At 53.1% G+C, this 21388-nt stretch carries 22 protein-coding genes; 16 read left to right on the top strand and 6 right to left on the bottom strand.

The window, feature by feature from the left end; translation table 11 throughout:
* Positions 1–45 precede the first annotated feature (45 nt).
* The 5 genes from IG609_RS05490 (at position 46) to IG609_RS05510 (ending at position 6328) form a co-directional block, all read left to right on the top strand.
* The gene (locus IG609_RS05490; protein ID WP_193398761.1) at positions 46–1206 is read left to right on the top strand and encodes a 3-phenylpropionate MFS transporter; all 1161 of its coding nucleotides are present in this window, start codon (positions 46–48) and stop codon (positions 1204–1206) included.
* Between the two features lie 43 nt (positions 1207–1249).
* The gene (locus tag IG609_RS05495; RefSeq protein WP_193398760.1) at positions 1250–1909 is read left to right on the top strand and encodes a DUF1007 family protein; all 660 of its coding nucleotides are present in this window, start codon (positions 1250–1252) and stop codon (positions 1907–1909) included.
* Positions 1900–2988 (top strand): nickel/cobalt transporter, encoded by a 1089-nt coding sequence (locus IG609_RS05500; protein WP_193398759.1) that lies wholly within the window; start codon positions 1900–1902, stop codon positions 2986–2988. Before IG609_RS05495 ends, IG609_RS05500 begins: the two co-directional genes overlap by 10 nt.
* 118 nt (positions 2989–3106) lie before the next feature.
* Positions 3107–4234, top strand: coding sequence for an ABC transporter substrate-binding protein (locus IG609_RS05505; protein WP_193398758.1), 1128 nt, complete (start codon positions 3107–3109; stop codon positions 4232–4234).
* Between the two features lie 432 nt (positions 4235–4666).
* Positions 4667–6328, top strand: a complete 1662-nt coding sequence (locus IG609_RS05510; RefSeq protein ID WP_193398757.1) for a methyl-accepting chemotaxis protein — start codon at positions 4667–4669, stop codon at positions 6326–6328.
* A 129-nt stretch (positions 6329–6457) separates the two neighbouring features.
* Here the strand turns inward: IG609_RS05510 and IG609_RS05515 are convergent, their stop codons facing one another.
* The 4 genes from IG609_RS05515 to suhB form a co-directional block, all read right to left on the bottom strand.
* Entirely contained in the window at positions 6458–7258 is an 801-nt protein-coding gene (locus IG609_RS05515; RefSeq protein ID WP_193398756.1) for an ABC transporter ATP-binding protein, read from the bottom strand.
* Complete coding sequence (locus IG609_RS05520) at positions 7255–8337, bottom strand: FecCD family ABC transporter permease (protein ID WP_193398755.1); 1083 nt, start codon at positions 8335–8337, stop codon at positions 7255–7257. Before IG609_RS05520 ends, IG609_RS05515 begins: the two co-directional genes overlap by 4 nt.
* A gap of 6 nt (positions 8338–8343) precedes the next feature.
* A complete protein-coding gene (locus IG609_RS05525) occupies positions 8344–9462 on the bottom strand; it encodes an ABC transporter substrate-binding protein (protein WP_193398754.1) in 1119 nt (372 codons plus the stop codon).
* A gap of 172 nt (positions 9463–9634) precedes the next feature.
* Positions 9635–10438, bottom strand: a complete 804-nt coding sequence (gene suhB, locus IG609_RS05530; protein ID WP_193398753.1) for an inositol-1-monophosphatase — start codon at positions 10436–10438, stop codon at positions 9635–9637.
* Positions 10439–10558: 120 nt separating this feature from the next.
* Here suhB and trmJ point away from each other — a divergent pair, with 120 nt between their 5' ends.
* The 11 genes from trmJ to sseB all read left to right on the top strand — a co-directional run bounded on the left by trmJ (position 10559) and on the right by sseB (position 19643).
* Positions 10559–11284 carry a tRNA (cytosine(32)/uridine(32)-2'-O)-methyltransferase TrmJ gene (trmJ, locus tag IG609_RS05535; protein ID WP_193398752.1) on the top strand — a complete coding sequence of 242 codons (726 nt, stop codon included), beginning with the start codon at positions 10559–10561 and terminating at the stop codon, positions 11282–11284.
* 119 nt (positions 11285–11403) lie between these two features.
* Positions 11404–11898 (top strand): Fe-S cluster assembly transcriptional regulator IscR, encoded by a 495-nt coding sequence (gene iscR, locus IG609_RS05540; RefSeq protein ID WP_010280087.1) that lies wholly within the window; start codon positions 11404–11406, stop codon positions 11896–11898.
* Between the two features lie 267 nt (positions 11899–12165).
* Entirely contained in the window at positions 12166–13380 is a 1215-nt protein-coding gene (locus IG609_RS05545) for an IscS subfamily cysteine desulfurase (protein ID WP_193398751.1), read from the top strand.
* Positions 13381–13404: 24 nt separating this feature from the next.
* A complete protein-coding gene (gene iscU / locus IG609_RS05550) occupies positions 13405–13791 on the top strand; it encodes a Fe-S cluster assembly scaffold IscU (RefSeq protein WP_193398750.1) in 387 nt (128 codons plus the stop codon).
* Positions 13792–13875: 84 nt separating this feature from the next.
* The gene (gene iscA / locus IG609_RS05555; protein ID WP_014916217.1) at positions 13876–14199 is read left to right on the top strand and encodes an iron-sulfur cluster assembly protein IscA; all 324 of its coding nucleotides are present in this window, start codon (positions 13876–13878) and stop codon (positions 14197–14199) included.
* A 71-nt stretch (positions 14200–14270) separates the two neighbouring features.
* Entirely contained in the window at positions 14271–14789 is a 519-nt protein-coding gene (gene hscB / locus IG609_RS05560; protein WP_193398749.1) for a co-chaperone HscB, read from the top strand.
* A gap of 75 nt (positions 14790–14864) precedes the next feature.
* A complete protein-coding gene (hscA, locus tag IG609_RS05565; protein ID WP_193398748.1) occupies positions 14865–16715 on the top strand; it encodes a Fe-S protein assembly chaperone HscA in 1851 nt (616 codons plus the stop codon).
* Between the two features lies 1 nt (position 16716).
* On the top strand, positions 16717–17052 hold the full coding sequence (fdx, locus tag IG609_RS05570) for an ISC system 2Fe-2S type ferredoxin (RefSeq protein WP_005970171.1): 336 nt from the start codon (positions 16717–16719) through the stop codon (positions 17050–17052).
* Positions 17053–17073: 21 nt separating this feature from the next.
* Complete coding sequence (iscX, locus tag IG609_RS05575) at positions 17074–17274, top strand: Fe-S cluster assembly protein IscX (RefSeq protein ID WP_010280073.1); 201 nt, start codon at positions 17074–17076, stop codon at positions 17272–17274.
* Between the two features lie 214 nt (positions 17275–17488).
* A complete protein-coding gene (pepB, locus tag IG609_RS05580; protein WP_193398747.1) occupies positions 17489–18796 on the top strand; it encodes an aminopeptidase PepB in 1308 nt (435 codons plus the stop codon).
* A 52-nt stretch (positions 18797–18848) separates the two neighbouring features.
* Positions 18849–19643 carry an enhanced serine sensitivity protein SseB gene (gene sseB / locus IG609_RS05585; RefSeq protein WP_193398746.1) on the top strand — a complete coding sequence of 265 codons (795 nt, stop codon included), beginning with the start codon at positions 18849–18851 and terminating at the stop codon, positions 19641–19643.
* 36 nt (positions 19644–19679) lie between these two features.
* On the opposite strand, the gene IG609_RS05590 is transcribed toward sseB, so the two are convergent.
* Both IG609_RS05590 and sseA read right to left on the bottom strand, forming a co-directional pair.
* Complete coding sequence (locus IG609_RS05590; protein ID WP_193398745.1) at positions 19680–20468, bottom strand: MurR/RpiR family transcriptional regulator; 789 nt, start codon at positions 20466–20468, stop codon at positions 19680–19682.
* A 40-nt stretch (positions 20469–20508) separates the two neighbouring features.
* A complete protein-coding gene (gene sseA / locus IG609_RS05595; RefSeq protein WP_193398744.1) occupies positions 20509–21378 on the bottom strand; it encodes a 3-mercaptopyruvate sulfurtransferase in 870 nt (289 codons plus the stop codon).
* Positions 21379–21388: the final 10 nt, after the last annotated feature.

Genomic DNA, 21388 nt, shown 5'->3' on the forward strand with positions numbered 1-21388 from the left:
AAAAGTGCCGAAGCTAGGGGAGTTCGTCATCGAAAGGGAGACATTATGGTTTTGCAATCGACGCGCTGGTTGGCGCTGAGCTATTTCACCTACTTTTTTTGCTATGGCGTTTTCCTGCCGTTCTGGGGCGGGTGGCTGAAAGGCGAGGGGTTGTCCGCTGAGTTGATCGGCATGCTGCTGGGCGCGGGGCTGGTGGCGCGCTTCGTCGGTAGTCTGGTCATCACGCCCAGCGTGAAAGATCCGTCCAAATTGATTACGGTGTTACGTGGGCTGGCGTTGCTGTCACTGGCGCTGGCCGTTGGTTTCTGGCTGGGGAATGTCTGGCTGTGGCTGATGATCGTGATGATCGGGTTTAACCTGTTTTTTGCGCCGCTGGTACCACTGACGGATGCATTAGCTGCGACGTGGCAGCGGCAGGTCGTGATGGATTACGGCAAGGTGCGGGTCTGGGGTTCGATCGCGTTTGTTATCGCTTCTGCCGCAACGGGGGAACTGGTCGCAATCTGGGGACACCCCGCGATTCTGGCCATTCTCAGCGCGGGGCTGGTTGTGATGCTATTAGGTATGCTGCTTCGCCCCAGCGTGATGCCGCAAGCCGCAATATCAACGGCGCAGTCGGTTAGCGTCACGCCGTGGAAACGATTGCTGACCGAACCCGCGGTATGGCGTTTTCTGCTTTGCGTGTCGCTGCTGCAAGGTGCACACGCGGCGTACTATGGTTTCAGCGTCATTTATTGGCAGGATTCGGGCTATTCCGCCTCGATTATTGGCTATCTCTGGTCGTTAGGCGTGGTTGCGGAGATTGTTATCTTTACCTTCAGCCAACGCCTGTTTCGACGCTGGAGTGCCAGACAGCTTTTGCTGCTCTCTGCCGTATGCGGCGTGGTGCGCTGGGGCTTGATGGGCGCGACGGTGGCTCTGCCGTGGCTGATTGTGATACAGATATTGCACTGTGGCACCTTCACCGTCTGCCATCTGGCTGCCATGCGCTTTATCGCGGCACGTACCGGTGGTGACATTTTGCGGTTACAGGCGGTGTATTCCGCGCTGGCGATGGGCGGAAGTATCGCGGTGATGACGATGGTGTCCGGTTTCCTGTTTGAACACCTGCAGGGCGGCACGTTCTGGGTGATGGCGCTGTTGGCGGTTCCGGCCCTGTTTATTCGGCCTTCTGTCCGTCACCATACGGTGGTCGAAAAGGCATAAGTTATGGCGCGTATTGTCAAGATAACGTAGTGTGGTAAAAATAATGTTACATTATAACTCTTTGAAACGGTGGTGCGGACAGATAACGTTGCTGATGACAGGTTTGGCGTTCGGCCAGCCCGTTTTCGCTCACCCACACAGTTTTATTGATATGCAGACGACAGTTGAGAGCCAGAACGACAACATCACCGGTTTACGTATGCTGTGGACGATGGATCCCATCACGTCTGCCGACCTGTTGTATGACGCTGGAAAGGCGAAGAAGGACTCTGAAGTCTGGAAAAAGCTGGCGGCGGAAGTCATGGCTAATGTCTGGGGGCAGCACTATTTCACCGATATCTATCGTGATGGTCAGCCCGTGAAATATACGCTGCTGCCAACCGAGTATCACCTTTCCCGCAAAGGCAATCAGGCGGTACTGGAATTTGTATTGCCGCTGGCACATCCGCAGCCGCTGGCTGGAAAGCCTTTACTGATTTCTACTTACGATCCTACCTATTTTGTTGATATGTCATATCAAAATGATAAGGCTGTGAAACTTGCACCTGAGCTAGCCTCGCGCTGTAAAACCACGCTCGTCACACCAGAACCTAACGCTGAACTGCAATCCTATGCGCTGTCGCTGGATAAGAATGATGCGCCGGATGAAGACATGGATCTGGGGAAACAGTTTGCACAGCGGGTGACGTTGCAATGTCAGTGAACCTCGGCTCACTGCCGCGTCGGCGTTCGTTGTTGAGCCGATTTCGCGATCTGTGGCCATTGTGGCTGTTCTTGGCGCTGCTGGCCTCGGCGCTGCATTACATCGTGGGATACTGGCCTCAAATTGTGCTGCAAAGCGCGATCTGGCAGAAATCGCTGCATCAGCAGATGTCGCACCTATTGCAGATGGTGGAACAGCAGCCGCATCAGGCGGGGCTGAGTCTGATGATGTTCAGTCTGGTCTATGGCGTGCTTCATGCCGTCGGGCCGGGGCACGGTAAAGTCGTCATTATGACCTATCTGGCGACGCATCCGTCGAAGCTGAAAAGCAGCCTGAAGTTGACGCTTGCCGCGTCGCTGGTTCAGGGGCTGATGGCGGTGGCACTGGTGAGCGTGGTATTAGGGATCTTGCAGCTGTCTAGTCGGACGTTGCATAACAGTAGTTTCTGGATGGAAAAGGGGAGCTTCGTGCTGGTGGCGGGGCTGGGACTGTTGCTCTGTTTCCGTGCGTTGAAACAGCTGTATATCGCCGTCGCGCGGCAGCCTAAACCGGCGACAATTTTGCGCGTAACGCCTTTGCGTGTCACCCAGCTTAACGTACCAACCGATAGACGTATGGTGCTTCGCCCGACGCCTGCGCTTTTTTCTTCTTCTCATCAGCACGATGCCGACTGCGGCTGCGGACACCGCCATCTCCCGAGCAATGAGGAACTTGAGCGCGATAGCAGTTGGCGCACACGTCTGATGATTGTGCTGGCGATGGGCATGCGCCCGTGTTCAGGCGCTATTCTGGTGCTGCTTTTCTCTAAAGTGATCGGCGTGTATTGGTGGGGCGTAGCCTCTGCGCTGGTGATGGCTGCTGGAACGGCGATCACGATCTCTGCGCTGGCCGTGTTGGTTTTTTACTGCCGTCGCGTGGTTGAGCGCTTAGGTACAAATCGTGCCTCGCCCGTGTGGCAGCGTGCGACGTTTTCTCTTCTGGCGTTTGCTGGCGGGCTGATTTTGGTTGGCTCCGGCGTCCTGCTCTACCTCAGTGCACAGCCCGCAATGATGGGCGGTATTCGGCCATTCTCCGGCTAATTTTACCTTTTATTAACGCCGCGCTAAAAACCCATTGCTTCTGATAATTACGGCAGGATATCATTTAAATAATGATAACTATTATCATTTGTAACCATAATCGCAGAAGGGAATAAGAATGAAGAAATGGCTGTTTTCAGTCGTTGCTCTGTTGGGGCTGAGTGCTAGCGTTATCGCCAGCGCTAACCCGATTGTTATTGAAGACGTTAGTGGCAGGAAGGTAGAAATCAAATCCGAAGTGAAGCGGATTATCCTCGGGGAAGGTCGACAGATTTATCTGCTGGCTGCTTTTGATACTGAGGCACCGTTCCAGCGCGTGGTTGGCTGGCGTGACGATCTGCCAAAAGCGGATTACGACGGCTACATGGCTTATGAAAAGCAATACCCAGAAATCAAAAAGCTGCCGACCTTTGGCGGAGCGAAAGACGGCACCTTCAACGTCGAGCAGGCATTGACGCTGAAGCCGGATTTGGTGTTGATGAATCTGGAATCAAAAGCGGCGACGGATGAAGGCAAGTTGATTGAGAAGCTCAGTTCGCTGGGGATTCCGGTGGTGTTCATCGATTTCCGCGAGAAGCCGTTTGAGAACGCAGAAAAAAGCATTCACATCATGGGCCAACTGGTTGGCAAACCACAACGTGCGGAAGAGATTATTAAATTCCGCCGTGAGCAGATTGAGCTGGTTACCGATCGGTTAAAGAACTATCAGGGCCCACGTCCGAAAGTGATGATCGACCGCGCGGGCGGCTATGATGAAGAGTGCTGCATGTCATTCGGTGATGAAAACTTCGGCCGCATGGTTGAGGTTGCTGGCGGTGACAACATTGCCAAGAACATCATCCCCGGCACGTTTGGTACGCTGAACCCAGAGCAGATTATCAGCTCTCGCCCGGATGTGGTGGTGGTGACCGGAGCTAACTGGAAAAACTACAACACGGCGAATGGCTGGGTTGGCGTTGGACCAGGTGCCGATCAGAAGGAAGCGCTGCAACGCCTGCAAAAGCTGATGGAACGCTCGGCATTCAAAACGCTGCCGGTAGCAACCGATGGCAACGCCCATGCCATCTGGCATCAGTTCTATGATAGCCCGTATCAGTTTGTGGCGATTCAGGTATTAGCAAAATGGATGCACCCGGAACTGTTTAAGGATATCGATCCTGATGCAACATTCCGTACCTTCCATGAGAAGTTCCTGCCTCTGCCGTATCAGCCAGGTTACTGGGTCACGCTGCCAGCGAAGAAATAACGCCGTCAGATAATAAAAAAAGCACTGAGTTCTATCGCTCAGTGCTTTTCTGTACTTATTTTCATCTTCCTGCAAGTAGCCTGTACATTGGTTGTGTTATTGGCGGATTAAACTACTTTCCACTCATCCTGATCTTGATTTTGTTCGCATTCAAAGCAAACACTTTTTCCCCTTCTGTTTATCGGATGATGAATTTTTTAGATTTTTTAACTATTACTTCTTTTTTTTAATAGCCAATAATTATTAATGCAGGTTTATTAAATGGTATTTGCGACCAATACTATAAAGCTGCTTGTTTCTCTGGCGATAATGGATGTGGTGACGATGTCTCAGATTCTGGTTCGATATGGCGTGTAGGAATAAACATTCCGTTTTTTACGCATATTTGAATCAGGAAAAATCCGCGGTATAAAATTTAAAAAAGGAGTGGCTATGAATATCACACAACGCTTGTTACTGATATTCTCATTAATGTCCTTAGCGCTGATCTCGTTGGTCATCGTTACATTGTCATTATTATCAGGCTTTCAATCTCGCGCTGAATATGTACAGGAAAATACGATCCCGAGTTTCAAATACATAAGCCAACTAGTCGAAAAAAGTAACTCATTGGTGCTTTTTTTGTATCGTCACCAAACCGTCTCTGAAAATGACAAACTCAATTCAATTGAGCAGGATATAACGAAAACTACTGAAGAAGTAAAAGCGCTTAATGATTATTACCTGAAAAATCTTTCATCGAATGAAGAAGATACTCGGGTGTCAAATCAGGCTGCGGATATAATTGGAAAACTGCAGTCTTCACTTCCTGCTTTTTTTGCTGCATCGCGCTTAAACCAAAAAGAAGACTCTCTTAAGCTTTTACAGGGAGTTGGGGGGCCGGGAGAAGCGGTTCGCAATTTAATCGCAACTTATCGCGAACAGTTTAACCTTAATGTCCGAATCGGGGATGAGTTGCGTAAGCAGAATGTGGCAGCTTACGAGAAGTCATGGATCGGTCTATTATCGAGTTCGTTATTGATTGTGTTATTGATCGGCTTTTTCGCGGTAAGAACTATTCTGGGCATTAGAAAAAGCTTGAATGATATGAGCCAAACGATGGAAAACGTTAGTAATAGTCTTAACCTGACGGTTCAGGTCGACGATCGACGCAAAGATGAAGTAGGAAATACCGCTCGCGCCTTTAATAGCCTGATGCAGCGGGTATCCTCTGCGCTGGCTTCGGTGAGTGCGTCATCGCAGTCGGTGAGCAGCGCGGCGACGCAGATTGCGGCGGGGAATGAAGATTTGTCATCCCGCACGGAAGAACAGGCCGCTTCGCTGGAGCAAACGGCTGCGAGTATGACGGAACTTGCGGAAACGGTGCGCCAGAATGCGGAGAACACACAACAGGCGAGTCTGCTGGCGGGGAACGCTAGCCGGATTTCCATCAATAGCGCGGATTCCGTCAGCACGATGCTGAATACGATGGAACACATTCGTACCAGTTCGGGCAAGATCACCGACATTATTGCGCTTATCGAAGGCATCGCGTTTCAGACTAATATCCTCGCCCTGAATGCGGCGGTGGAAGCCGCGCGTGCTGGTGAACAGGGGCGTGGTTTTGCGGTGGTTGCGGGAGAAGTACGTACGCTGGCACAGCGATCATCCACGGCGGCGCGTGAAATCAAAGATTTAATTGATGCCTCAAATTCGCTGGTATCGGAGGGTGTAGATCAAGCGAGCGATGTAGGAAAAAATATGTCGGCGATGAAAGACGCCATCCAGCAGGTGACCGACTTGGTGAATGAAATTGCGGCGGCAACGGAAGAGCAAAGTAAGGGGATTAACCTAGTACATCAGGCCGTTAACCAGATGGATGATGTGACTCAGCAAAATGCTGCATTGGTGGAAGAGGCGTCTGCGGCGTCACAGTCGTTGCAGGAACAGGCAAGTACACTGAGCCAACTGGTGGGGCAGTTCATTGTAGGGCAGGCGGCCACTCAGGCACTGGCTTCTGTGCCTGTATCCGCCCCCTCTCAGCTCGCTGTACCACGCCTTTCTCCCGCAAAGAAAAAGGTAGCCCAGAATGATACGGATTGGCAGCGTTTTTAACCCCGTACACTGCGTGCAGTATAAATGATAAGTACGGCGTTTTGGCGTGATGAGAAAACCATCTTATAAATAAGATGAGAATAAGGAAGACGGTGAGGGAACTCACCGTCTGTTTGTACAGAGAAAAGCTTAGATGGTCGGTTCGCTGACCAGCCCGTCGATAATCACCTGCGGCACCCCTTGCGAACAGCGCTCGATGCGCCCGCGTACGCCATAGACCGCTGACAGGCTTTCCGGGCTAATCACCTCGGCCGGTGCGCCATTGGCAATCAAATTACCGTTTTGCAGCATCAACACGTGGTCGCCGTGGCGTAGCGCGATATTGATGTCATGCACTACCACAACGGTGATGATGTTGCGCTTACGCGTTTCCTTGCGTACCAAATCCATCACGTGGAACTGATAGTTCAGATCCAGCGCGCTGAGCGGTTCGTCCAGCAGGAGCAGCGAGGGTTGACGGATCAGCGACTGCGCCAGCCCAACCAGCTGTTTCTGTCCGCCAGAGAGCTGATCAAGATAGCTCAACGCCAGATGTTCAATGCCCAACTGACGCAGCAGGGTCATGACTTCATCCTGCTTTTCGGCGTTGTGCATACCGCCGGACGCGCGCTGTGCGACGATAATCGACTCCAGTACGTGCAGGTGAACGCCTGCAGGTAGGGACTGCGGCAGATAAACGACTTTTTCCGCCCGCTGAGCGAATGGCAACGTCATCAGGTTGGTGTCATCCAACCACAGTTCACCTTTGGACGCGTTCAGACCTGCCATTGCACGCAACAGCGTTGATTTACCGCTGCCGTTAGGGCCGAGCAGCACGGTAATTTTTCCGCGCGGCAGCTGTGGTACGGACAGATCGCGAATCACCTGACGCTTGGGGTAACCCGCGCGAAAGTGGGAAAGGCGTAATCCAGAAGCGGTTTGCTGGTTCATACGTTTCCTCTGTGGCGCAGGATAATACTCAGGAAGAAGGGAACGCCAACCAGTGAGGTGACGATCCCGACCGGGATAATGACGCCGGGGATAAGGTTTTTCGAGGCGACGGACGCCATCGACAGCACCAGCGCGCCAGTTAACGCACTGGCAGGCAGATAGAAGCGGTGATCTTCACCGAAAATCATACGTGCGATATGCGGAGCAACCAGACCGATAAAGCCGATTGGACCAACAAACGCGACGGAAATGGCGGATAAAATACTGATGCGCAGCAGCGTCGCCAAACGCAGGCGGCGGACGTTAATGCCAAAACTCACGGCGCGATCTTCACCCAACCGCAGCGCGGTCAGTTTCCATGAGCTCATCAGTGAAATTGGCATCACGATGATGAGCACCAGCAGCAGAATTCCCAGTTTTTCCCACGAGGCGCGGGCCAGGCTGCCCATCGTCCAGAATACCAGACCTTGCAGCGTGTCTTCGTTGGCGATGAACTGGAGCATGGAAACCAGCGCGTTGAAGGTGAACACCAGCGCGATACCGAACAGCACGACGCCTGAGGTAGCGACCTGCGTCCAGCGCGTAATGCCATCAAGCAGCAACGCTGCCAGCAGCGCAAAGATAAAAGCGTTTGCGGAGATAAACCACTGAGCCGGAATACCGGGGATGCCGATACCGAGGACGATAGCCAGCGCAGCGCCGAACGCGGCTGCGGAAGAAACGCCGAGCGTAAACGGGCTGGCCAATGGGTTGTTCAGGATCGTTTGCATTTCTGCACCGGCGAGACCGAGTGCCAGCCCGACGATAATGGCCATCAGCGCGTAAGGCAGACGAATATCCCAGACGATCACGCGCGTACCCGCATCGGCGCTGGCCGGATCGGTCAGCGTCTGCCAAAGTACATCAAGCGTCAGCCCTGAAGGCCCCATCGTGAAATCCAGCAACAACGAGCCGATGATGATCAACAGCAGTATCGCCATCACACCCACGCGGCGTCGAATGATGCCGCGATAGTTGTCCATAATGGTGTTGGCATCCGCGGCAGTATTGCGGATACCCGGTTCAGTGGTTGTACTCATTAAAAATTACTCACCTTGTTTCCAGGCAAAGATAAAGTCACTGTCAGGCAGCGAGGTAAAATTCTGAATGATATAACGATACGTATCGTCAGGATTCAGGCTGGTAAAGGCCTGAGGATAAATGTCCTTGGCCAGATATTCCATACCGACAATGTTGTAGGGGTGGTTGTAAAAATGGTGGTAAACGCCGTAAACGTGTTTCGCCTGAACGGCTGGAATCTGGCTAATACCCGTGCGGTTTAACAGCGTAGTTGCCTGATTACGAACGTCTTCTACGCTGGCGTCATAGCCTAACGGCAGTACCTGACTATTACCACGCTTAGAGCCTGTCATAATGTAGACATCAGGTTTCATGCTGATAATTTTTTCCAGCGAGACAAAGCCTGACGCGCCTGGCAGTAAATCCGAACCAATATTTTTCGCGCCGACCGCTTCAATTAATCCGCCCCAGCCGCTGTTGCTGTGTGTGAAGCAGCAGGAGTCCGAGTTGCCAGCAATCGCTTCAACAAAGGCGCTAGGTTTCGGGGTGATTGCAGCGGTTTTCTGCTGAATAGCATCGAAGTGTTGACGATAGAAATCGGTATACGCTTTGGCATTGGCTTCCCGGTTCAGCACTTTACCCAACAGATCGATGCTGGGGGCGGTATCTTTAGCCGGATTCACTTCATAATCGACGAACAGTACCGGAATATTCAGCGCGCTGAGCTTGTCGATGACACCGCTTTCCTTCAGCGCTGCCTTGGCACGCAACTGGGCAACCATCAGATCCGGCTGTTTTGATAGCACGCTTTCCAGATCGACGTTACCTTTGTCACTGAAACCCATATCCAGAATGCCAACGGACTGAGGCCATTTCCCTTTCAGCATATCCCAGGTTGCGGTGTCCTGTTTTTTCGCCAGATTGTTCCAAGCGACCAGACGCTGAAAGGGATTATCGCGGTCAAGCAATGCCATCGTCATAATATCGCGCCCATCTTGCAGGATGATGCGCTGTGGCTCTTGTTTAATGGTGACACTTCTTCCGTCGAAATCGGTGACGGTAAGCGGATATTGGGTGGCGTAGCTGAAAAGCGGGGTGGTGAGGAGTGCGGTCAGAAAGAGTGATCTTACTGATTTTCTTAACATGGTAGCGATCCTAATTCACAATTTATCAATGTGATGAAGTTATCAGTGTAATGAGTTTGATAATTATTATCGTATAATGATAAACAATGCGTATACAGGGTTCATATGTAAAGAAAAATAACAACTCCGGCCCAATTTCTTTTTTATAGAGGTGAGCCGGAGTGGGGCAGAATTAGCGTTTCAGTGCGTCGCTCAGTTCTTCACGGATGGTGCCCAGAATGGATTTCACCACGCGCGGGTTACCTGCAACCAGATTGCCGGATGCCAGATAGTTATGGCCGCCAACGAAATCGGTCACGACCCCGCCAGCTTCACGTACCAGCAGCTCGCCACCGGCAAAATCCCATGGCTTCAGGCCGATTTCAAAGAATCCGTCAACGCGACCCGCGGCCACATAGGCCAGATCCAGTGCAGCAGAACCCGTACGACGGAAATCCGCACAGTGGGTGAACAGTGCGCCGATGGCATTGATGTAGCTTTTGCTGTGTTGTTTTAATTTGAAGGGGAAGCCTGTTGCCAGTACGGTGCCTTCCAGATCGCGCGCAGTGCTGCTGCGCAGGCGGTAACCGTTCAGTTGTGCACCTTGACCACGGGTCGCGGTAAACAGTTCATTACGCATAGGATCGTAAACAACGGCAACTTCGGTACGGCCTTTAATGCGAACCGCGATAGAAACAGCGAAGTGAGGTAAACGTTTGATGAAGTTGGTGGTGCCATCCAGAGGATCGATAACCCATTGTACTGCCGGATCTTCGCCAACCAGCTCGCCACATTCTTCACCAATAATGGTGTGCTGTGGGTAAGACTTACGGATGACTTCAACGATCAGACGTTCTGCATCTCGATCAACGTTGGTCACAAAATCGTTGCTGCCTTTCTGGCTAGCTTCGACGGCGTCTGGCGTTTCATAGTTTTTGGCAATTAAATTACCGGCTTTACGCGCAGCGCGTATAGCGATGTTGAGCATCGGATGCATGGTATCGGTCCACTGGAATGTTAAAGAACGGAAAGCGGCGCAGAGTATAGCAGGAGAAAAGTCAAATAGCGAAGTTTGTGTTAGAGTACGGCGGTTTCCTTTTCGCACAATAGAGTACATATGTTAGACAATATTCGCATTGTTCTGGTTGAAACGTCGCACACTGGCAATATGGGGTCAGTGGCCAGGGCGATGAAAACCATGGGATTAAGCAAACTGTATTTGGTCAACCCATTGGTGAAGCCTGATTCGCAGGCCATTGCGTTGGCGGCAGGTGCCAGCGATGTTATCGGCAATGCCACCATTGTGGAGTCGTTCGATCAGGCGCTTGAAGGCTGTGGTTTGGTCGTTGGCACCAGCGCACGTTCCCGAACCTTGCCCTGGCCGATGCTGGAACCACGCGAGTGCGGCGTTCGCAGCGCGCAGGAAGCAGAGCACGCGCCGGTAGCGCTGGTGTTTGGGCGTGAACGCGTGGGGCTGACGAATGAAGAGCTTCAGAAATGCCATTATCACGTAGCGATTCCCGCGAACCCAGAATACAGCTCGCTCAATCTGGCGATGGCGGTGCAGATCATTGCTTATGAAGTGCGCATCGCGCATTTGGATCGCTTACAGGCCGGACAGCCGCAACATGAAGAATCGCCGTACCCGCTGGTCGACGATCTGGAGCGGTTTTATCAGCATCTTGAACAGACATTACTGCAAACCGGGTTTATCCGACCGGCACATCAAGGGCAGGTGATGAACAAGCTGCGTCGTCTGTTTACCCGCGCCAGGCCTGAAAGTCAGGAGCTTAACATCCTGCGTGGAATACTGAGTTCGGTACAGAAAACACACGACGAATAATACTTGAGTGTTTTACTTGGTTAAATAGTTGACTAAAACACTCAGGAATGTCAGACTCGCGGTATGTTCTGCCAATACATGTTTTCATAATACATGTTTTATCTACAGGTACCACTATCATGAGACTGACATCCAAAGGCCGTTACGCCGTTACCGCCATGCTCGATGTGGCTCTGCACTCCCAGGAAGGCCCCGTTCCATTGGCGGATATTTCTGAACGCCAGGGTATTTCACTGTCTTACCTGGAGCAGCTGTTTTCGCGTCTGCGTAAGAACGGACTGGTTGCCAGCGTTCGTGGCCCAGGCGGTGGTTACCTGCTGGGTAAAAACGCGAATGAAATCGCTGTTGGTATGGTCATTTCGGCCGTCGATGAATCTGTTGATGCAACGCGTTGCCAAGGCCGCGAAGGTTGCCAGGGTGGCGATCGCTGCCTGACGCACACGCTGTGGCGCGATCTGAGCGACCGTATTACCGATTTCCTGAATAACATCACGCTGGATGAGCTGGTGAATAATAAGGAAGTGCTGGATGTGGCGGATCGTCAGGATGCTGACACGCGCCGCACTGCCAACGGACGTATCCAGGAAACGATCAACGTTAACCTGCGTGCCTGATACACCTTCAACGTGACGAGCAATCCTTACTCGTCACGTTTTGCCTTTCTGATAGCCGCATAATCCTGACCACATTGCCTAATGTGGTGTTGGCGTTAGTCCGACTGTCACGGCGTGTTCTGACGATAATGTGGTCTGACGACAAATTGTTCCACGATAACATCGTCAGATCTTTTGCATTGGCCCGAGAGGTTGCGGGTATAAACAGCCTGTCAATAAAACAAAACGCATTGTACGTTTTGAAGTGATGTACGGAGTTTATGAGCAATGAAGTTACCTATCTATCTCGACTACTCAGCTACCACGCCGGTTGACCCGCGCGTCGCTGAGAAAATGATGCAGTGTTTGACGTTGGACGGTACGTTCGGTAACCCGGCTTCCCGTTCCCACCGTTTTGGCTGGCAAGCGGAAGAGGCGGTTGATATCGCCCGTAACCAAATTGCTGAACTGGTTGGTGCCGACCCACGTGAGATCGTCTTCACGTCAGGCGCGACCGAAGCCGATAACCTCGCGATTAAAGGTGTTGCCAACTTCTATCAGAAGAAGGGTAAGCACATCATCACCAGTAAGACCGAGCACAAAGCCGTGCTGGATACCTGTCGCCAGCTTGAACGCGAAGGATTCGAGGTGACTTATCTGGCTCCGCAGCGCAACGGCATTATCGATCTGGCTGAACTCGAAGCGGCAATGCGTGAGGACACCATTCTGGTTTCCATCATGCACGTCAATAATGAAATCGGCGTTGTGCAGGATATCGCCGCCATCGGTGAAATGTGCCGCAGCCGCGGTATTGTGTTCCATGTTGATGCCACACAGAGCGTAGGCAAACTGCCTATCGATCTGAACCAGTTAAAAGTGGATCTGATGTCTTTCTCCGGCCATAAAATCTATGGGCCGAAAGGGATCGGGGCACTGTATGTTCGTCGTAAACCCCGTATTCGTCTCGAAGCGCAGATGCACGGCGGCGGCCATGAGCGCGGCATGCGTTCTGGCACCTTGCCTGTGCACCAGATTGTCGGCATGGGTGAAGCCTACCGCATCGCGAAAGAAGAGATGACCGCAGAAATGGAGCGCCTGCGTGCGCTGCGCGATCGTCTGTGGAACGGTATTAATGATATTGAAGAAGTCTACCTGAATGGTGATATCGAGCAGGGCGTGCCCACTATTCTGAACGTCAGCTTCAACTATGTTGAAGGTGAATCGCTGATTATGGCACTCAAGGATCTGGCGGTATCGTCCGGTTCTGCCTGTACGTCGGCCAGTCTGGAACCCTCCTACGTGTTACGTGCGCTGGGCATGAATGATGAGCTGGCACATAGCTCGATCCGTTTCTCGCTGGGGCGTTTTACCACTGAAGAAGAGATCGACTACACCATCGAGCTGGTACGTAAATCCATCGGTCGTCTGCGCGATCTTTCTCCGCTGTGGGAAATGTTCAAACAGGGCGTGGATATCAGCAGCATCGAGTGGGCGCATCATTAATTCACCAGTTTGGGGACGACTATCATGGCTTACAGCGAAAAAGTAATTGATCACTATGAAAATCCACGCAACGTGGGTTCATTTGACAACGCCGATCCTTCTATCGGCAGCGGCATGGTCGGCGCGCCAGCGTGCGGCGATGTGATGAAGTTGCAGATAAAAGTCAACAATGAGGGTATCATCGAAGATGCCCGCTTCAAGACGTACGGTTGTGGTTCTGCCATTGCCTCCAGCTCGCTGGTCACAGAGTGGGTAAAAGGCAAATCGCTGAATGAAGCTGAAACGATTAAGAACACGCAGATTGCCGAAGAGCTTGAGCTACCGCCTGTGAAGATTCACTGCTCCATTCTGGCGGAAGACGCTATCAAGGCAGCGATTGCGGATTACAAAAGTAAACGCGACGCGCAGTAATCTCTGCGGCTGAACTCGGCGGGCGGGGCACCGTTTCTTGCGGTGCCTGATTCCGTCGAGGTGCCGAACGATCGAGGTAACAATATGTCGATTTCTCTGAGTGAAAGTGCGGCACAACGCGTGAACGCTTTCATCGCAAACCGGGGTAAAGGCCTTGGACTGCGCCTTGGCGTACGCACATCCGGCTGTTCCGGTATGGCGTATGTACTGGAGTTTGTTGATGATTTGAACGACGGTGACACGGTCTTTGAAGACAAAGGCGTAAAGGTCATCGTGGATGGCAAAAGTCTGGTCTATCTTGACGGAACCGAGTTGGATTTCGTCAAAGAAGGGCTGAACGAAGGCTTTAAGTTCAATAATCCGAACATTTCCGGCGAATGTGGTTGCGGCGAAAGTTTCAACGTCTGACCCCTCTTGGGTAGTGAGCGTGCGATCGGTTAATGGCATGCATGGCTACCCAGAACTCCCAGAGTACCACTATGGATTACTTTACGTTATTCGGGCTGCCGATTCGCTATGATGTGGATGGCGGCCTGCTTGCATCCCGTTTTCAGGATTTGCAACGGCAGTTCCATCCTGACCGTTATGCTGCCAGCCCAGAGCGTGAGCGCATGCTGGCGGTGCAGCAGGCGGCGACGATCAATAACGCCTATCAGGCGCTTAAGCATCCGCTAAGACGCGCAGAGTATATGCTGTCGCTGCACGGTTTTGATGTGAACAACGAACAACATACGATGAAGGACAACGCATTCCTGATGGAACAGCTGGAACTGCGCGAAGAGCTGGACGCGATCTCGCAGCGATCGGATGCCGATGAGGCGCTGACGGCCTTCGCCGCGCGATTGCAGGCAACGATCGTTAAGCGCCGTTCGCATATGCGTGATGAACTCGATAATGAGACGTGGACAGACGCCGCAGATACCGTGCGCAAGCTACGCTTTTTAGACAAGCTCCAGCAACAGGTTGAAGAACTCGAAGAACAATTGCTGGACAGATAACTGGTTAATCCGGCGGGTAACCCGATGGTGATTGCCATAAGGTTTTTTTCGCCAGCCAATTGATGGAAGCTCAATATGGCCTTATTACAAATTAGTGAGCCTGGCCTTAGCGCCGCACCGCACCAGCGTCGTCTGGCTGTCGGTATTGATTTAGGCACCACCCATTCTCTTGTTGCCACCGTACGCAGCGGTGAAGCTCAGACGCTAGCGGATAGCGATGGGCGCGACCTGCTGCCCTCGGTTGTTCACTATCGTCACGATGGTCACAGCGTCGGCTGGGATGCGCGCGACAATATTGCCCACGATCTGGAAAATACCGTCAGCTCAGTCAAACGCCTGATGGGGCGTTCTCTGGACGATATTCAGCAGCGCTATCCGCATTTACCGTATCGCTTTCATGCCAGCGATAACGGCCTGCCGCTGATTCAGACCTCGGCTGGCAATCTCAATCCTGTACAAGTCTCGGCGGATATTTTGTCCGCGCTGGCTGCGCGTGCGGAAGCGGCGTTAGGCGGCGTGCCGGATGGCGTGGTGATTACCGTTCCTGCCTATTTCGATGACGCACAGCGTCAGGGCACCAAAGACGCCGCACGTCTTGCTGGGCTGCATGTCTTGCGCCTGCTGAATGAACCGACCGCAGCCGCGATTGCCTACGGGCTGGATTCCGGTAAAGAAGGCGTGATCGCCATTTACGATCTGGGTGGCGGTACCTTTGATATTTCCATTCTGCGCCTGAGCCGCGGCGTCTTTGAGGTGCTGGCGACGGGCGGCGATTCTGCGCTGGGCGGTGATGATTTTGATCATCTGCTGGCAGAGTGGTTACGTGAGCAGGCGGGGATTCACGATCGTGACGACCGTCAGTTAGGTCATGCTTTTAGCCACGCGGCGGTGAAGGCTAAAGTTGCACTCAGCAGCGCCGAGTCGGTGCGTGTGGATATTGCTGGCTGGCAGGGTGAGATCACCCGCGAGCAGTTTGATTCGCTGATTGCTGCGCTGGTGAAACGTACGCTGCTGTCGTGCCGTCGCACGCTGAAAGACGCGGGACTGACGCCAGAAGACGTGCTGGAAGTGGTGATGGTGGGTGGATCGACGCGCGTTCCGCTGGTGCGCGATCGAGTCGGAACGTTTTTTGGCCGCACGCCGCTGACGTCGATCGATCCAGACAAGGTTGTCGCTATCGGCGCGGCGATTCAGGCAGATATTCTGGTGGGCAACAAGCCAGACAGTGAAATGCTGCTGCTGGATGTGATCCCCTTGTCGCTGGGGCTGGAGACGATGGGCGGGCTGGTGGAAAAAATCATTCCGCGCAATACCACGATCCCGGTTGCCCGTGCACAGGAGTTCACTACCTTCAAAGACGGCCAGAGCGGCATGATGATCCACGTCTTGCAGGGCGAGCGCGAAATGGTGGCGGATTGCCGCTCGCTTGCGCGCTTCTCACTGCGCGGTCTACCGCCGCTGCCTGCCGGTGGGGCACACATTCGCGTGACCTTTCAGGTCGATGCGGATGGCCTACTGAGCGTCACGGCGATGGAGAAATCGACGGGCGTCGAGGCTTCCATTCAGGTGAAACCGTCATACGGTTTGAGCGATACGGAAATCGCCACGATGATCACCGATTCGATGCTGAATGCGAAGGAAGATATCGGGGCGCGTCGTCTGGCAGAGCAAAAAGTGGAAGCGGCACGCGTGCTGGAAAGCTTGCAAAGCGCGCTGGTGGCTGACGCCGAGTTATTGAGCAATGACGAAAAAGGCATCATTGTCGCGGCATCTGAACACCTGCATACGATGATGCAGGGAAGCGATCCCGTGACGATAGAAGCCGCGATTAAAACAGTCGATCAACAAACCCAGGAATTCGCCGCCCGTCGCATGGATGCCTCTATCCGTCGCGCGCTGGCAGGCCATTCTGTGGATGAGGTGTAACATGCCTAAGATAGTCTTTTTACCGCATCAGGATCTGTGTCCTGAAGGGGCGGTTTTGGAAGCGGAACGCGGTGAAAGCATTTTGGAAGTCGCCCTGCGTAACGGTATTGACGTTGAGCACGCCTGCGAGAAATCCTGTGCCTGCACCACCTGCCACTGCATCGTGCGCGAAGGCTTCGACTCGCTGGCGGAAAGCACGGAAGAAGAAGACGACATGCTGGATAAGGCCTGGGGGCTGGAGCCGGAAAGTCGTCTGGGCTGTCAGGCGCGTATTGCCGGGGACGATCTGGTCGTCGAGATCCCGCGCTATACGATCAACCACGCGCGCGAGCATTGATCTGAATAAGGAGAAACCGCGATGGGATTAAAATGGACAGACAGCCGGGCTATTGGCGAAGCGCTTTACGATCAGTTTCCCGATCTCGATCCGAAAACCGTCCGTTTCACGGATATGCATCAGTGGATCTGCGAGTTGGATGAGTTTGACGATCGGCCTGATGCTTCCAATGAAAAAATTCTGGAAGCGATCCTGCTGGTCTGGTTAGATGAAGCTGAATAGCACAATGACGGGGCTGCCTTGGGTGGCCCGTTTCATTCTTGTGCCAAAATTCGTAACATTTGCATGTCATGATGCACCGTTTATTTATCTGCAAACCGAGTATTTATAAGCGAGAGCGTTTATAAACACGTATTGAGAAGCAGAACGTCTGTAAATATGAACATCACCTGCAAACATGAAACGTGGCAGGAATACCTATTATCGGAGAAGCACTATGACGAACAATACCATGCTGATTTCACTCTCCACTCAACCTGCTGACGCGCGCTGGGGAGAAAAAGCGACGCTGAGTGTGAATGAGCAGGGTTTTACCATTCATGTCGGGGCGTCCCTGAATGGCAAAGCTGCACAGGCGGTGATCCAACGTGCTGCCCGCAAAATTGATGGGCAGGGAATTAAGCACGTTCAGTTAGCCGGTGAAGGCTGGGATCTGGCAAACAGCTGGGCATTCTGGCAGGGATATCGCGGGCCGAAAGGGCAAAGAACGGTTGAATGGGCGGAACTGAACGACGCTGACAAGAAAGAGCTGAACGATCGTCTGAAGATTGTGGACTGGGTACGTGACACCATCAACCTGCCTGCTGAAGATCTGGGACCAGAGCAACTGGCGACCCGCGCAGTCGATCTGCTGTGTGACGTTGCCTGTGACGCTATCAGCTATCGCATCACCAAAGGTGAAGATCTGCGTGAGCAGAATTATGCTGGCCTGCACACGGTGGGGCGCGGTTCTGAGCGTCAACCAGTGCTGCTGGCGCTGGACTATAACCCGACGGGTAACGCGGATGCGCCAGTATTCGCCTGTCTGGTAGGTAAAGGGATTACGTTTGATACCGGTGGCTACAGCCTGAAACCTAGCAGTTCCATGGATTCCATGAAATCGGACATGGGCGGTGCAGCCACGCTGACGGGCGCGCTCGCGCTGGCGGCGGCGCGCGGTTTGCAACAGCGTGTGAAGCTGTATCTGTGCTGTGCAGACAACATGGTGAGCGGCAATGCGTTCCGACTGGGTGACATCATTCGCTACCGCAACGGTAAAACGGTTGAGGTCATGAACACCGACGCAGAAGGGCGTTTGGTGCTGGCGGATGGCCTGATCGATGCGTCGGAGCAAAATCCACAGTGGATTATCGACTGCGCAACGCTGACGGGCGCAGCAAAAACGGCGCTGGGCAACGACTATCACGCGCTGTTCAGCTTCGATGATGAGCTGGTGGCGGCATTGCAGGAAAGCGCGAAAGAAGAAAACGAGCCGTTCTGGCGCTTGCCGCTGGAAGAGTTCCACCGCAGCCATCTGCCGTCCAGCTTTGCGGATCTGAACAATATTGCCAGTGGTGCACACACCGCCGGTGCCAGCACAGCCGCGGCTTTCCTGTCGCACTTTGTGAAAAATTACCAGCAGGGTTGGCTGCACATTGACTGTTCCGCGACGTACCGTAAAGGCGCGGTAGAGCAGTGGGCGACAGGCGCGACCGGGCTCGGTGTTCGCACGTTGGCGAATCTCCTGCTGAGCAACGCCAAGTAGTCCGTTCAGATCTTAAAGCGTCGGTTTTTAACGTAATCATGTTGAGGAAAGTATGGAGTTTTCGCCACGTAATAAACTGGAAGAAGTGCTGATTCTGGCTGCAACGGAGCCAGCGCATCGTCCTGAATTTTTCAGTGAACTGATGGAAGCCACGGTGTTTGTGCTGGGCACTACCGATGACGGGGATGAATCCGGTGAGGTGATGTTGCACGCGGGCAGTAATGTGAACATTCAGCACTGGGAAAAAGACGATGGTTCATCCGCCATTCCTTTCTTTTCTTCTCTGGAAGCATTACAGAGCGTGATTGCGGAAGAAGCCGCTTTTCTGGCCCTGCCGACACGGTCGCTGTTTGAAATGACACAGGGTGTCACGCTGTTCCTCAATCCTAAGCTGCCGTATGGCAAAGAGTTTTTGCCACAGGAAATTGAACATATTCTGTCTGGCGAAGGTAACGGCTTTGTTCAGCAGCGCGTTGTTGAAGAAGAGATGCAGGTCATACTGAGCCAGCCAGCCGAGATGCCCGCACAGATGATTGATTCCCTGACGCAGCTGTTTACCAAACATCGCCATGTAAAACGGGCGTTTTTGGCGCAGATTCAGGAACCGGGCGAAGAGCAGCCGCACCTGCTGATTGGGATTGATGCCGATCAGGACGAGGAAGTCATCATCCGTGAAGCGGGCAGCGTCGCCAGCGACACTTTACCGGACGAGCGTCCTGTCGACCTGTGTCTGGTGAAGGACGGCGAATCGGGTATCAGTCATTATATGATTAAGCACACCACACCGTTCTACGAACGTAAGTGGGGGAGTTTCCTGAGGGAGTTTAAGGCCACTGGCAACGCCTGATACCGAGTGTATAAGTTTGGTGAAGGCAACGGCGGATTACGATTTTTCCGCTGTTGCCTGCAATAGCAGTAGATCGATCAACATCACCAGATTTGATTCAAATGAGCTAATCTCACCGGCCTCCGCTGCATAGTGAACCGCATCATCGTAGAGCCGGAAGTGCAAATCGGCCAACTCGCCTAATGAATTCAATGACGCTCGGGTAAACGCGATCACCTTCATGCCAATGTTTTTGGCGATACGCGCCTTATCCAACACCTGCTCGGTTTCCCCACTGCGGGAGATGGCGATAAACACCTGATACTTCGGCGCATTATTGAGAAAAATGCCTCGGCTGTCTCCTAAGCCGGAAGAGAAGGCATCTTTCCCCAGCACCTGTAGTTTCTTCGCCAAATATTCGGCAAATAGATGGGAAAACCCCGCGCCGTAGAGGAAAAAGTGGCTTTCCTGCCGCAGGATAGCGCCGAAAGCGGCTCTATCCTGATGGCTAATGTAGGCAAACGTGCGCTGATAGTTGTCGACAAAATGCTGGAAAGCATCGGGAAGTGAAGCGTCATTGGGCGTAACGACAGGCGAGGGGGCAAGACGCGGATGATCCGTGAGGAGCGTTTTGCAGTGATAAATGAATTCACTGTAACCGCTAAAGCCGATTTTCTGGCATAGCCGCATGATCGTTGCCGTGGAAACATAGGTCTTCTGCGCCAGCTCCCGCACCGTGATTTTGCCTATCAGTGATGAATGCTCGGCGATAAAAGCCAGCACGCGGTATTCCGCGCGCGTCAGCACCTGACCGTGCTGCATTAAGGACGCCAGCCGATTATCCACCTGCTACCCCTGATTGACGCCAGTAAAAGACCGAACGAAACTAATCACGCTCAATTGGGACATCATCGCGGCTCCCCCAATCGCTCCACGATCCGTCGTACAGCGTCACATGCGGGACATTTAACTGCGTCAGCGCCAGCACGACGACAGAGGCCGTTACGCCGGAGCCGCAACTGGCGACGATGGGACGAGTAAAATCGACCCCGTGTTTATGCAGAATGGTCGCCAGTTCGGGATTAGGTTTCAGCGCACCGTTACTTACCAAATCAGTCCACGGCACGTTCAGGCTACCGGGAATGTGGCCGCGATGCAGGCCGGGACGCGGTTCATCCACCTCGGCGTTAAAACGGGGGGCGGGGCGGGCATCGACAATCTGTTCTGATTTATCTCGGCTGATGGACAGCACCTCATTGCGTGAGCGAATGGCATTTTCATCCAGCGTGGCGTGGAACGTCGTTGGCTTTGGCTTCACATCGCCCTGTTCCAGCGGTAGGTTCTGCGCTGTCCAGCCTGCCAGACCGCCGCTCAGGATCGAAAGTGATGTCGCGCCGAAGGTCCGCAACATCCACCACGCACGCGGTGCGGAGAAGAGATTTCCTTCATCGTAAATCACCAGATGCTGCTGGTTATCGATCCCCAACTCGCCCATCGCGCGTGCGAAGTCTTCGCGAGTCGGCATCATATGTGGCAGATCGGTGCTGTGATCGGACAGCGTTTCAATATCAAAAAAAACCGCGCCTGGCAGATGACCGGCACGGTATTCAGCGTGAATATCACGGGTGCTGTTGCCCGGCGGTAACATCCGGGCATCGATGAGCGTGATGCTGCTGTCATTCAGGTGGCTGGCAAGCCAGTCTGCGGAAACAAACCGCTCATGAGAAACGGGCAAATCAGAAGACGATGCTGACATAGATCCTCCA

The organism is Pectobacterium quasiaquaticum (genome assembly GCF_014946775.2).
Lineage (GTDB): Bacteria > Pseudomonadota > Gammaproteobacteria > Enterobacterales > Enterobacteriaceae > Pectobacterium > Pectobacterium aquaticum.